The sequence below is a fragment of the Duganella kummerowiae genome (assembly GCF_053572355.1).
Genome location: NZ_JBKFEH010000033.1, coordinates 1 through 13,791, shown reverse-complemented (window position 1 = coordinate 13,791; position 13,791 = coordinate 1). Strand labels below are relative to the sequence as shown.

Sequence of the window (13,791 nt, the reverse complement as noted above, 5' to 3'; positions counted from 1 at the left end):
GTTAAAGAACTTCGGTCCTGCGTCGCTGACGAAGCGTTGTGTTCGTTCAGCAGAGAAGCGAGATTATGCAGCGTTTCCTTTATCTCGTCAACCCCGTTCAACTTCGCGTTTTGCTGCGTTGTCTTGCGAGGGACGGAACTATAGCAAACGCCAGCCGCCGTGGCAAGCCACGGACGTGCTACATTTGTCGTCCACAGAGCCGCCCTCGAAAACGGCCAACGGAGACCACACATGAATCCTCTGATAGAGAGTTCCCACCAGCGCTCGCGCCTGTACGGCCTGCGCCGCAATGAACGGGTCGATTGCAGCCCGGCGTCCCGCAGCGACCTGTCTGCCCTGATAGAACAGAACCACCTGCTGCACACGCACGCCGTCCCGGCCATGGAAGCGCTGTACCAGCAAATAGTCAACACCCACAACATGGTGATACTGACCGACGCCAGCGGCGTCATCGTCCACACCCTGGGAGACGACGATTTCCTGGAAAAGGCCGACCGCGTCGCCCTGCGCCCCGGCGTCACCTGGTCGGAGCAAAGCAAGGGCACCAACGCCATCGGCACCGCCATCGCCGAATGCGCGCCCGCACTAGTGCACGCCGACCAGCACTACCTGGCGGCCAACCACTTCCTGACCTGCTCCGCCGCGCCCATCTCCGACCACCTGGGCAAGGTGGTGGGCGTGCTCGATGTCTCGGGCGACCAGCGCAGCTTCCACCACCACACCATGGCGCTGGTGCGCATGTCGGCGCTGATGATAGAGAACCGGCTGTTCACGGCCGCCTTCGAGGACGCCATCACCCTGCACTTCCACGCGCGCCCGGAATTCATCGGCACCCTGATGGAGGGTATCGCATCCTTCAGCCCCGACGGCCGCTTCCTGGCGGCCAACCGCAACGGCCAGTTCCAGCTTGGGTTGCAGCCGGCAGCGCTGCGCGGCCATAGTTTCAGTTCCCTGTTCGGGTTGCCGGTCTCGGAACTGTATGAACATCACCGCGCCGCGGCGCCCGGACTGCTGGAGCTGCACCTGCAAAGCGGGGTGCGCGTCTATGGCCGCGTCGAGATACGGCTGGCGCATCCAGTATTCCAGCAAGCGCAAGTGCAGGCGCCGGTTGCGCGCCGCATCAAAGCCGCATCCGGCCTGGATAAACTGCGCACCGGCGACCCTCAGCTGGCGCAGATGCTGGACAAGGTGGCGCGCGTGCTGGACCACGACATCCCCATCATGATCATGGGCGAGACCGGCACCGGCAAGGAGCTGCTGGCCCAGGCCATCCACCAGGACTCCGCGCGCGCGGCGCGGCCCTTTGTAGCGGTGAACTGCGCGGCCATACCGGAGACACTGATCGAGTCCGAACTGTTCGGCTATGAAGATGGCGCCTTCACCGGCGCTCGCCGCAAAGGGGCATCGGGGCGCATCCTGCAGGCCAATGGCGGCACCCTGTTCCTGGACGAGATAGGCGATATGCCATTAAGCCTGCAGGCACGCCTGCTGCGCGTGCTGCAGGAGCGCAGCGTGACGCCGCTGGGCGGCGCCAGGGCCATTCCGGTTGACGTGCAACTGGTGTGCGCCACCAACCAGCCGCTGCGCGAACGCATCGCCCAGGGCCTGTTCCGCGAAGACCTGTACTACCGCCTCAACGGCCTGGTGGCCAAGCTGCCGCCGCTGCGCGAACGCAGCGACATCGACCAATTGGTGCACAGCCTCCTCGGGGGCCGCCACAACATCTCGCCGCAGCTGCTGCGCCAGTTCCGCCAGCACCGCTGGCCCGGCAACCTGCGCCAGCTCAGCAACCTGTTGCGTACGGCGCAGGTGATGGCCGGCGAAGAGCGCGAAATCTGCCTGCGCCACATGCCGGACGACTTCCTGGACGACCTGGCCCCAGCACAGCCGCAGCCCGCCAGCGCCAACATGGAGCAGATCGCGCAATCGGCCATCCAGCAGGCGCTGGACGCGCACGGCGGCAATGTCTCCGCCGCCGCCCGCGCGCTGGGGGTGTCGCGCAATACGGTGTACCGCCGCCTGCGCAATTAGAGGGCCTACCAGCGGGCTTAGAAGAAGCCGAGCGGGTTGGGGTTGTAGCTGACCAGCAGGTTCTTGGTCTGCTGGTAGTGGTCCAGCATCATCTTGTGGTTCTCGCGCCCGATGCCGGACTGCTTGTAGCCGCCAAAGGCCGCATGGGCCGGATACAGGTGGTAGCAATTGGTCCACACGCGCCCGGCCTGGATGGCACGCCCCACGCGGAAGGCACGCGCACCGTCGCGCGTCCACAAGCCGGCACCCAAGCCATACAGGCTGTCGTTGGCGATGCGCAGCGCCTCCTCTTCATCCTTAAAGGTGGTCACCGACACCACCGGACCAAAGATCTCCTCCTGGAAGATGCGCATACTGTTGTCGCCCTTGAAGACCGTGGGACGGATGTAATAGCCCTCGCCCAGTTCGCCCTGCTGCTGCAGGCGTCCACCACCGGCCAGCAGCTGCGCGCCCTCGTTCTTGCCGATGTCGATATAGGACAGGATTTTCTCCAGCTGTTCCCGCGAGGCCTGCGCGCCCAGCATGGTGCCGGCGTCCAGCGGGTTGCCCTGCTTGATGGCGGCCACCCGCGCCAGCGCACGCTCGATGAACTTCTCGTAGATCGATTCCTGGACCAGCACGCGCGAGGGGCAGGTGCAGACCTCGCCCTGGTTCAGCGCGAACATGGCGAAGCCTTCCAGGCACTTGTCGAAATAGGCGTCGTCCGCGTTCATCACATCCTCGAAGAAGATGTTGGGCGATTTGCCGCCCAGTTCCAGCGTCACCGGAATCAGGTTCTGCGCGGCGTATTGCATGATCAAACGGCCGGTGCCGGTCTCGCCGGTGAACGCGATCTTGGCGATGCGGGTGCTGGACGCCAGCGGCTTGCCCGCCTCCAGGCCATAGCCGTTGACCACGTTGACCACGCCCGGTGGCAGCAGGTCCGCCACCAGTTCCATCAGCACCATGATGGAGGCAGGCGTCTGCTCGGCCGGTTTGAGCACCACGCAGTTGCCGGCCGCCAGCGCCGGCGCCAGCTTCCACACCGCCATCAGGATGGGGAAGTTCCAGGGGATGATCTGGCCCACCACGCCCAGCGGTTCGTGGAAGTGGTAGGCATAGGTGTCGGCGTCGATCTGGGCGATGGAGCCTTCCTGGGTGCGGATGCAGGAGGCGAAGTAGCGGAAATGGTCGATCGCCAGCGGAATGTCGGCCGCCGTGGTTTCGCGTATCGGCTTGCCATTGTCGATGGTTTCGGCGGTGGCCAGCAAGGCCAGGTTCTGCTCCATGCGGTCGGCGATGCGGTTCAGGATGCCGGCGCGCTCGGCCGGCGAGGTCTTGCCCCAGGCGTCCTTGGCGGCGTGGGCGGCATCCAGCGCCAGCTCCACATCCTCGGCGCTGGAGCGCGCCACTTCACAGAATACCTGGCCGGTGATGGGAGTGACGTTGCCGAAGTATTCGCCCTTGACCGGCGCGACGTACTTGCCGCCGATGTAGTTGTCATAGCGCTGCTTGAAGGGATTGGCGACGCCCAGTTTGCTGATATCCGCGAGATTCATGTCATCCTCTTTCTACTGTGGTTATGGGTATGACTGGTTTTGCAAACGGCGTGCCAGCCCGCGCCAAGGGCGAGAAGCGTGCGCCCAGCTGTCCCAGCGGCGGAACAGTGTTCAGTTTTGACACAGGTGTGTGCACACACGGCGGCGATGCCGGGTATATTGCAGTCTGCCCGTATGGAGACTTCATGAAGCAATACCGATACCGCCTGAACGCCGCCGCCGCCCTGTGCGTGTCCGGCGCCGCCCTGGCCGCGCCAGACGATGCAGCGCCGGCGCAACCGGCCAATGTGGTGGTGGTCAGCGCCACCCGCGTCGGCCACCCCAGCGACGACATGCCTGCCGCGATAGACGTTATCGACGCCGAACGCATGGACGCGGCTCTGCCGCGCGTCAACGCCTCCGAAGCGCTGGCCGCCGTACCTGGACTGGTGGCGCAGAACCGGCAGAACTATGCGCAGGACCTGCAGATCTCCTCGCGCGGCTTCGGCGCCCGCTCCGCATTCGGCGTGCGCGGCGTGCGCCTGATTGCGGACGGCATCCCGGCCTCGATGCCGGACGGCCAGGGCCAGGCCGCTACTTTCAACCTTGACATGGCCGAGCGCATCGAGGTGCTGCGCGGGCCGTTCTCCGCCATCTACGGTAATCATGCTGGCGGTGTAATCCAGCTGTTCACCCGCGAACCGCAGGCGCCGGCCTCGGTTGAATTCAAACTGAGCGCGGGCAGGTACGGCAGCCGCAAGGCCGACCTCAACGCCGGCGGCAAGCAGGGCGGCGTCGGCTACCTGCTGGACGCCTCCCGCTTCGAGACCGACGGCTACCGCGCCCACAGCGCCGCCACCCGCGACCAGGCCTACGCCAAGCTGACCCTGTCGCCGCTGGAGGGCGCCAGCCTGACCATCGTCGCCAACGGGCTGCGCCAGGACGACACCCAGGACCCGCTGGGCGTGACCTGGGCCACCTACCAGCGCGACCCGCGCGCCGGCGAGACCGACGCCAGCGACACCCAGACGCCCAAGCGCACCCTGGCCGACCGCTACAACACGCGCAAGAGCATAGACCACCAGCAGATTGGCGCTGCATGGGAGCAGCGCCTGGGCGACGGCCGCCTGCGCCTCTCGACCTATGGCGGCAACCGCCAGGTGATACAGTACCAGGCGTTTTCCAAGGCTTTCCAGGCCCCCGTGACGCATTCCGGCGGCGTGGTCGATTTCGACCGCGACTTTTATGGCCTGGACCTGAACTGGCTGCACGTGAACCAGCTGGCGGGCGGACGCCTCAGCACCACTGTGGGCGCGGAATACGGCCGCTCCAGCGACGACCGGCGCGGCTACGAGAATTTCATCGGCACGACGTTCGGCGTACAGGGCGTGCTGCGGCGCGACGAGAACGATACCGTGTCCAACCTCGACCCCTACCTGCAAATGGAATGGGAATCGGGGCCCTGGATGCTGAGCGGCGGCCTGCGCCATAGCCGGGTGCGATTCGCCGTGGGCGACCGCTACCTCGCCAACGGCAATGACAGCGGCGGGCTGGAATACCGCCACACGACACCGGTGATCGGTGTGCTGTACAAGGTGGCGCCAGCGCTGAACCTCTACGCCAGCGCGGCGCGCGCATTCGAGACGCCCACGCTGAACGAACTGTTTTACTCCGGCAGCGGCGCCGGCTTCAACTTCCAGCTGCGCCCCGCCCTGAGCACCCAGCTGGAAGCGGGCGTGAAGGCGCGGCTGGACGCCCATACCCGCATCAACGCCGCCCTGTTCCAGACCCGCACCAGCGATGAACTGGTGGTGGACAGTTCCAGCGGCGGCCGCACCAGCTACCGCAACGCCGGCAAGACCCTGCGCCAGGGCGGGGAATTGTCGCTGGAATCGGCCTTCAGTCATGATTTGAGCACACGCGTGGCGCTGACAGGCCTGCGCGCCGTGTACGACAGCGCCTTCGGCAGCGTACTGGAAGGCAGCCGCCTGCCCGGGGTACCGAATGCCAACCTGTATGCCGAGCTGGCGTGGAAGGACAAAGAGCAGCGCTTCGGCGCCGCGCTGGAAGCCACCGCCAGCAGCAAGCTCTACGCGGAGGACAGCAACAGCGACCAGCCGGCGCCCGGCTATGGCGTGCTGCATGCACGGGTCAACGCCAGCCAGCAGTGGCATGGGTGGCAGTTCCAGCAGTACGCCCGCCTCAACAACCTGCTGGACAAGCAGTATGTGGGTTCAGTCATCGTGGGCGACACCAACAAGCGCTATTACGAGGCGGCGCCGGGACGCAACTGGATAGTCGGCGTCTCGGCGCGCTACCAGTTCCAGTAGCTGGTTTCCTGGCTAGCGCAGGGCGACGGTCTGGCGCTTCCAGGCCGGATCCTGCCAGCGGTAGAACGCACTCAGGGAACTGGGCTGGTCGGCGCTCTTGAGCACCGCCAGGGTGGCCATGTCGACCAGCTCGAAGCTGCGCTTGTAGCGTCCGTCGATGCGGGCCTCGCGCGCCACCAGCAGGTTGGCGCCGCCCGGCACCCAGCCAGCGAATTCCGCATAGCCCAGATCCGGATCGGCGGCTGCGGGAGGCAGCACGTCGGCCACCCAGCCCTGATCCGTGCGGTGGAACAGCCACATCTCGCGCCAGCCATCCATGGGCTGGACCGCCAGCGTCAGCGCCATGCCCTGCGGATGGGCCCGGGCCGACGCCGGCCACACCACGCCATAGCTGCAGCGTTTGGCCAGCGGGTGCTGGCGGTCCTGCTTCGCATCCAGCAGCAGCACGCAGGTTTCGCCGGGCTGTCCCGGCAGCGTGGCCACGCTCAGCGCGGCGGGCGCGGGCGTGGGCGCGGCAACAGCCCTGGCGCCGGCAGCGTCGGCATTGGCCACAGCTGGTGCGGCCGGCAGTGCGGATTCGGCAGCCCAGCGTATCGCGCCCACCCGCACGCCGGCTTCGGCGTAGGCGGAGGCATCGTCCTCGGTCAGTTCGGCCGGCTCCACCGCGCCCAGCTCCGCCAGCGCGCGCTGCGCCTGGGCCAGCGCCGGCTCTCCCTTACGCGCCTGGGCGTAGGCCAGCGACGACCATACCGCCGCACGCCGCACGTGGATGCGGTTGCGCACATGGACCGGCAGGTCGGCCAGCGGCGCCATCTCCAGCACCTGGGCGCGCCACTCGTCCAGGGCCAGGCGGGCGCCGGGACGCAGGTCGGGGTCCACGCACTCCTGGCGCGTGAGGCCCAGGGCGGCGTTGGCGCGCTGCTGGGCATCGGACTGGAGCGCCAGCACACGGCGGTAGGCCTCGCCGTCGTAGCACAGCTGAATGCGGCCGTCGCGCTCGAAGCTGCGGATCGCCACGCCGTAGTTGGCCACCACCTCCAGCTGGGCCGAAGTGACGTTGTCGCCCTGCTTGCCCTGGCGCGCGGAGGCCCGGCGCGCCAGCCGCTCGGCCATGCCGCCCAGCGCATCAAAGGCCTCGGCATAATTGGCCTGGGCCGGCGCCGCGCGCAGATAGGCCGCCGCATAGCTGATGCCCAGCGCCTCGGAACCCGGGGTGTCGCGCAGGAAGCGCAGCACGGAAAGCAGCTCCGGCGCACTGTCCGGCGCCAGCGACACCTTGCGCACCTGCGTGGCGCGGATGTAGCCGGCGCGTTCGCGGCGATGGTCGTACACCTGCAGGAAGTCCTGCTTCTGGCCCCGTATCTCCAGGCTGTCGCCCTGCCACAGGACGGCCTGCTGCTGGGCCGAGTCGCGCGGCGCGGCGCGCAGGGCGGCCTGGTCCTGCACCACGATGGCCAGCCAGGCGGCGGCCGTCACACTGGCAATGGCGGCCATGCTTACTGCTCCCCGCCAGTGGCTGCCGCGCGCTCCGGCTGCTGGCGCGCGCCATGTCCCTGTGCCAGCAGATTGGCGCCGATGAAGCCCTCGCCCGGCGGCGCGATGATGACCGAGACCTTGTCCGACAGCTTGTCCGCCATGGTTTTCTGGATCAGCAGCGGATGGCGGGTGATCAGCTCGCCGTCGCGCTCCATCTGCGCGGTGGCCACTTTGCCCAGCGATTCCTGGCGATAGGCTTCGGCATCGGCCAGCTTGCGGCGCGCTTCGGCCTCGCCCTGCGCCTCGATCACGCGCGCCTGGGCGTTGCCCTCGGATGCCTTGATGCGGGCCGCCTTCTCCGCTTCGGCCTCCAGGCGGCGCTGCTCGATCTGTTTTTCCTTGAACGGCAGCACATGCTGCATGGCCTGCTCCTGGGCGCGGGCGGCGATGATCTGCTCATTGCCGGCCGCTTCCGCCTCCTTCTCGCGGCGCACCTTCTCGGCGTCCGCCTCCAGTGCGCTCTGGCGCACCTGCTTCTCCTTGAGCTCCAGCGTGTAGCGCATTTTCTCGGTTTGCAGTTCCTCGGCCAGCAGCTTTTCCATGCCGGCGCGGTAGTCCTCCGGCAGCGTGATCTTGCCGATGGTGATCCCGCGCAGCACCACGCCATCGGCCCACAGCTTGGGTTTGAGCTCGGCCTCGATGGCTTGCTGGATTTCGGCGCGCTTGGTCGAGAAAATTTCGCGCACCGTGTAGCGTGTGAATACCTTGTAGATCACGCCCTGCACGGCGGGATCGACCACCGCGCTGTTGATATCGGGCGGCAAGGTAGCCGCCTTGCCCACCATGCGCACCGGATCCAGCGCATAGCGCACGGTCAGGTCGGCGCCCAGCGCCAGGCCCTCGGCCGACTGGAATGGCGTGTTATCGGCATGCGCCGGACGGTACACCTGGTCCAGCAGCGACAGCTGGCGCAGCTCGTGCACGCCGGGCACCATCAGCACGGCGCCGTCGCGCACGGCGGTGGTGGCGCCCGTCATCTGGTTGATGCGTATGCCCAGGTAACCCGGCGCCACCTTGCGCAGCGGCGGATGCTGGACCAGCCACCAGCCCAGGCCGGCCACCACGGCCGCGCCCAGCAGCATCCGTCCACTGCGGCGTATTCCAACCGTGCTGTCGCTGCCGGCCCCGGCGCCAACCTGGATGGCGCCTGCGAAGCGGGCACGTATCGCTTGAACTATCGCTTTGATCCGAACTGACATGAGACTCACCTTCATCGTTGACAGGGCCATTTCCCTGACACGCATGGTGCGCCCGGCGTTGCGGAAGTATCAATGCCGGCGCCAGCCGCGATCGTTCACCGGCGTGAAGAAAAGCTCACAGCCGGGCTGTGACTTTTCAGCCAAAAGCGTGGATACTCGACCCATGCAAGCAAGAGGAGTACACATGGCAAAAGTCGCCGTCATCGAGGACGACCTCCCGACCAGCAACCAGCTGCGCGCGTGGATAGAATCGGCCCGTCCCGGCATCGTGGTGGACCAGTGGTTCAGCCGCGACGACGCCGAGGCGGCCATCGCGCGCGAACGCTACGACCTGATCGTGCTGGACATCGAACTGGGACGCGAGCGCCACGCCGGCGTGGCCATCATCAACGCCATCAACAAAAAGCACGGCACGCCGGTGCTGGTGGTGTCGGCCATGCCGGCCGCCATCTACCGCAGCATCATGAAGGCGCTGGACGCCTGGGACTACCTGCAGAAAACCACCTTCGAGGAAGCCGACTTCATCGACACCTTCCTCGACATCCTGCGCTCGGCGCGCGAGCGTCACGGCGCGGACAAGGACAAGCCGGCCGCGCCGGCCAGCGAGCTGGCGCTGGATCCGCTGCGCCAGCGCTCGCCCACCTGGCGCGGTCAGCGCATCAACCTGCCGCTGACGGCGCAGCGCATCCTGGCGGCCCTGTTTGCGCGGCGCGGCGAGGTGGTGTCCTACGACGAGCTGTTCGAGGTGGTCAAGAGCGGCCGCAACCGCGACAACATCCGCAAGCATATCTCCACCATCCGCGACGCATTCCGCGAAATCGACCCGGCCTTCGCCTGCATCGAGAACGTACCGATGCGCGGCTTCCGCTGGACCGACGCGTCCTGACCATGCGCCTGCCACGCCTCGTCCCTTACCGTTTGCGCCTGCTGCTGCGGGCCGCCTTTGTGTTCCTGAAGCTGGCCACGGTCGGCCTGGCCATCTCCATGCTGCAGCAGGAGAAGCAGCTCAGCTACAAAAACTACCAGGGCAGCTTCCAGAAGACGCGCGAGCAGGTGGCGGCCACCCTGCGCCATCCCAGCGGCCAATTGGCGCTGCTCAATCCCGGCCAGCCTGGGGCACAGCTGCATCCACTGCTGCTGCCCTTCGCGGCGCTGGACTTCGACGACCAGCAGAAGGTGCAGCAAGCAGTCGCGATGTCCGGCTGCCTGGCGCAATACGGCGCCGACGGTTCGCTGTGCGTCGGCATCGGCAACACGCCCTGGGCCGGCGGCTATGTGTATGTAGCGGGCAGCTTCAACAGCGCCCGCCTGGCCGCGCACCAGCGCGGCGACAAGGATGTGAGCCAGTCGCACCGCGCCGTGGTCGGCGTCAGCCTGCGCGGCCAGCGCTACGACTGGATCGCACCCTTCGAGACCACGCCGGGTGAAATCGCAGGCAACCGCCGCATCGGCCTGCAGGGCCGGCTCACCGGCTTCTCCCGCAGCGACATCGGGCGCGGCAAGGCACGGGCCGTGAAGGACTTCCGCGGCTGGATCTGGCAATCGCCCAATTGCAACCCGGGCAGCGACGGGGAAGACTGCCTGCGCAGCACCTTCTTTTCACTGCGCCTGCCCATCGCCGCCCTGCAGGATGAGCTGTTCAGCAGCCGCAAGCCGGTCTGGCCGCCGGCCGACCTGGATCGCATCCAGGTCGCCATCGCCATCCTGCCGCCCGGCGGCGGCAAGCCGCTGCTGGACAGCGCCGCCGGCCGCAGCTCCCAGCCATTCTCTCTCAAGGACTTGCAACCCATGCTGCTGCCGGGCGAGACGCTGACGATACGCCGCGCGGACGGCCGGCAAATCGCCAGCCTGGTAGGCACTGTCGATGACGAGCAGCAGTCCTGGCATGTGCTGACCACCCTGATACGCCACCTGCCGGTGGACACCTACGACGCGCCGCTGGAGGCCAGCGAGATCATCGCCACCCCGGCCGGCAGCTACCAGGTCACGCTGCAGGGCGACGTGCGCAGCGTCAGCAAAAGCCTGAGCGTGGTCGCCAGCCGTTTGAGCTGGTTCGTGGGCGCCATGCTGGCGGCCCTGCTGCTGGCCTGGCTGGTGATCGAGATCGGCATCATCAGCCGCATCCGGGTGCTGGTGCGGCGTGCCGACGCAGTGGGGGAAAAGGTCAGGAACAAGAGCGGCTTCTCGGAAGCCGACCTGGCCGACCTGCGCGGCGAGGACGAGCTGGGCGTGCTGGCCACCGGCCTGCACGACCTGCTGCGCCGGGTGCGCGAGGACGTCGAGCGTGAAAACATACGCGCGGAACAGGAGCGCGACATGTGGCACGCGGTGGGGCACGAGATCATGTCGCCGCTGCAGTCGCTGATGTCGCTGCACGGCGCCGGCGACAGCCAGAGCCACCGCTACATCAGCCGCATGCAGCAGGCGGTGCGCGTGCTGTACGGCCAGGCTTCGCCCAGCGAGGCCTTCCAGTCATCGGTGCTGGAGCTGGAAGAAGTCGACCTGAACGCCTTCCTGCGCAACGTGGCCTGCATGGGCATGGAGCGGGTAGAATTCGAAGACCTGGGACAGCCGCTGCTAGCGCGCGCCGACGAATATTCGCTGGAGGATGTCGTAACCCATGTGCTGGGCAACGCGGAGCGCTACCGTGTGCGCGGCACGCCCATCGTTATCACGCTGGACGCCAGCGAGAGCGTGGCCACCATCCACATCCGCAACCAGGGTCCGCACATTCCCGTGGAGATGCTGGGCCGGATCTTCGAATACGGGGTGTCGGACCAGGCCGACTCCGGCGCCAACGGCAACCGGGGCCAGGGCCTGTTTGTCGCCAAGACCTATATGGCAAAAATGGGCGGCACCATCGCCGCCCACAATGTGGCGGGCGGCGTCAGCTTCATACTCAGCCTGCAGCGCGCCGCCGCTTGACGCCTCAATAGGCCGTCAGCGCCTTGCCGAACTTGAGCAGCCACAAACGGCTGGGACGTTCACGGTCCTCGCCGCGCGCCACGCGGATGGTGTTGGCGGCGTCGCAGCCGGCCGAGCTGCTGGTGATAATCACACCGGCCGCGTTGACATTGCACTTGGTGACATCGGCATCTTCCAGCGCCACGCCGGCCGCGTTGAAGATCTTGGTCTCCAGGCCGAAGTCGTTATCGTTGGCCAGCGCCAGGGTGTTGGCGTCCACCACGGACAGGCCCTCGGCCTTCTCGGCCAGCCAGCCGACCGCGTTCAAGTCCAGCAGCAGCGTTTTCTTCAGGGTGACCACGGACTTCCAGTCGGCGCCATTGACGGCGGCGCCGCTCATGCTGCTTTTCTCCAGGTCGGACGTGGCGGCGTTGTAGGCGGCGGCCGCGATATTGGTGGCGCTGCCGATTTCCACCAGCATCAGCTTGTTGAACACCTTGCCGCTGGGGGCAGCGCCCTGCTCGATCACGATGAACTTGCCGTTGCCCAGGGCGACCACGTCGCCCAGCTTGGCGTTGCCGGTGCGGCCATCCTGGTAGTCGGCCGGATCCAGCGGATAGGCGTACATCTTGCCGGAGGTGCCGGTGGCGGGATCGAATTCCACCCAGCGCGTGAAGCGCGCGTAGCGTTCCACCAGTTCATTCTTGCCGGTCACGGCATAGGTCGCGCTGCCATCGGACAGGGGGCTTTGCAGGAAGGCGTGCAGCTTGTCGGTGCTGGTGTCCAGCGCCATGCCTTCCATGCCGCGGTTGGCGCGGCGCTTCAGGAACAGGTCCGGCAGGCCGCTGCCCGGCGCGTATTTGTTCAGGATGATGCCGGTGGCCGGATCGATCTTGACAATGAAGGGGCCGTATTCGTCCGACACCCACAGCACGTTGCGCTTCTTGTCCACCACGATGGCTTCGGAATCGAGGCCGCCGGCGTTGAAGGTGGCTTTGCTGGCGGCATCGTATTTCATGGCGTCCATCACCGGCAGCTCGGCCGAATTGCCGACCGAGCCGGGAGCGACCGGCAGGCCGGAGCTGTTGACCGTGGCCGAGACCTTGATCGGCAGGACGGAACTCAGCACCGCGCCCGATTTGCCGACCGTGATCACTCCGATGGACGGCGTGAAGCTGGGCGAAGGGAATATCTTGGCCCCGGTGACGCCGCTGCCGCTCAGGGCGGGCAAATTGGGGCCGTCGCCGTTGGGGCCACGGTCGGTCAGGCCGTAGAATTCCAGCTCGCCGGCGGCATTGGTGCCCTTGTAGGCCAGCGAGGAGCCGAACGAGGGCAGAAAGCCCAGCGGGAAGTCTTCCTTGACCTTGGCGTTGCTGCCTTCGTATGGGATATAGAAGCTGGCGGCGGCCTGTATCTGGTAGCGCGTCACAGTGACGGCCACTGAACCCAGCGGCGTGGTCTGAGTAAAGGCTTCGTTGACCGGCGTGCCGACCTTGGAGGCCAGGGTGTCCTCGAAGTGCTCGCGCACCAGGGCGCGGCGGCTGTCGTCGATGGTACGGGCGGCGTACTTGGCGCCTGCTGCGCCCAGGGTGGCGGTCAGCGAGGTATTGAAGGCGTCGGCGGCGGCGCCGAAGTCGGCGGTTTTCGCGGCCAATGCGGTCTTCACGTCGGCGGCCAGCTTGATGCCATTGGATGGATCGCTGTCCTCGTCCAGCAGCTGCAGGGCCAGCAGGCGGTTCACCACCTTGCTGTCCTTGACGTCGGTGCTGGCGGCCAGCTGCAGTGGGGTGATGGTGGCGGCGCAAGCGGCGCTGCCCAGGTTGATGCCGCCCACGCTGAACGTGACGGTGTCGCCGGCGTAGCAGGTGAACTCACCCTTGGCGTTGGTGGCGGACTTGGCGGCGCTGCCGGCCACATAGTCCAGGTTTTCCACGGCGCCGTCCAGGAACACGCCGGTGACCGGCGCTTTGGCGGGGTCATTGTCACTGCCGCCGCAGCCGGCCAGCACGGTACAGACAGCCAGAGTCAGCAGCGAGAGTTGTGGAGCGTATTTCATGTGATCCCCTTGTGGTTTGAATATCGTTTTTAAACCGGGAAGTCTAAGGAGTTGGCGTTACGCCCGTATGACAGACAAAATACAGACGAAAAAAAACCCCGCCAGGATCACCTGTACGGGGCTTCTTTCTTATAACTAGCTTGACGATAACCTACTTTCACACTGGTTGCAGCACTATCATCGGCGCAGAGTCGTTTCACGGTCCTGTTCGGGATGGG

Annotated in this window: 8 protein-coding genes; 4 read left to right on the top strand and 4 right to left on the bottom strand. The window is 66.6% G+C overall.

What is annotated here, in order from left to right; all coding sequences use genetic code 11:
• The first annotated feature begins 231 nt into the window (after nucleotides 1–231).
• Nucleotides 232–2,031, top strand: a complete 1,800-nt coding sequence (locus ACLB1G_RS27765) for a sigma-54-dependent Fis family transcriptional regulator (protein WP_491630514.1) — start codon at nucleotides 232–234, stop codon at nucleotides 2,029–2,031.
• 17 nt (nucleotides 2,032–2,048) lie between these two features.
• Here ACLB1G_RS27765 and adh read toward each other — a convergent pair whose 3' ends face one another.
• Nucleotides 2,049–3,569 (bottom strand): aldehyde dehydrogenase, encoded by a 1,521-nt coding sequence (adh, locus tag ACLB1G_RS27760; RefSeq protein WP_491630513.1) that lies wholly within the window; start codon nucleotides 3,567–3,569, stop codon nucleotides 2,049–2,051.
• 185 nt (nucleotides 3,570–3,754) lie between these two features.
• Here adh and ACLB1G_RS27755 point away from each other — a divergent pair, with 185 nt between their 5' ends.
• On the top strand, nucleotides 3,755–5,878 hold the full coding sequence (locus tag ACLB1G_RS27755; protein ID WP_491630512.1) for a TonB-dependent receptor family protein: 2,124 nt from the start codon (nucleotides 3,755–3,757) through the stop codon (nucleotides 5,876–5,878).
• Between the two features lie 12 nt (nucleotides 5,879–5,890).
• Here ACLB1G_RS27755 and ACLB1G_RS27750 read toward each other — a convergent pair whose 3' ends face one another.
• Both ACLB1G_RS27750 and ACLB1G_RS27745 read right to left on the bottom strand, forming a co-directional pair.
• Nucleotides 5,891–7,372 carry a hypothetical protein gene (locus ACLB1G_RS27750; protein ID WP_491630511.1) on the bottom strand — a complete coding sequence of 494 codons (1,482 nt, stop codon included), beginning with the start codon at nucleotides 7,370–7,372 and terminating at the stop codon, nucleotides 5,891–5,893.
• 2 nt (nucleotides 7,373–7,374) lie between these two features.
• Nucleotides 7,375–8,613 (bottom strand): SPFH domain-containing protein, encoded by a 1,239-nt coding sequence (locus ACLB1G_RS27745; RefSeq protein ID WP_491630510.1) that lies wholly within the window; start codon nucleotides 8,611–8,613, stop codon nucleotides 7,375–7,377.
• A 184-nt stretch (nucleotides 8,614–8,797) separates the two neighbouring features.
• Here ACLB1G_RS27745 and ACLB1G_RS27740 point away from each other — a divergent pair, with 184 nt between their 5' ends.
• Both ACLB1G_RS27740 and ACLB1G_RS27735 read left to right on the top strand, forming a co-directional pair.
• Nucleotides 8,798–9,499 carry a response regulator transcription factor gene (locus ACLB1G_RS27740; RefSeq protein ID WP_491630509.1) on the top strand — a complete coding sequence of 234 codons (702 nt, stop codon included), beginning with the start codon at nucleotides 8,798–8,800 and terminating at the stop codon, nucleotides 9,497–9,499.
• A 2-nt stretch (nucleotides 9,500–9,501) separates the two neighbouring features.
• Entirely contained in the window at nucleotides 9,502–11,538 is a 2,037-nt protein-coding gene (locus ACLB1G_RS27735) for a sensor histidine kinase (RefSeq protein WP_491630508.1), read from the top strand.
• A gap of 4 nt (nucleotides 11,539–11,542) precedes the next feature.
• On the opposite strand, the gene ACLB1G_RS27730 is transcribed toward ACLB1G_RS27735, so the two are convergent.
• Nucleotides 11,543–13,573, bottom strand: coding sequence for an esterase-like activity of phytase family protein (locus ACLB1G_RS27730; RefSeq protein ID WP_491630507.1), 2,031 nt, complete (start codon nucleotides 13,571–13,573; stop codon nucleotides 11,543–11,545).
• Nucleotides 13,574–13,791 lie beyond the last annotated feature (218 nt).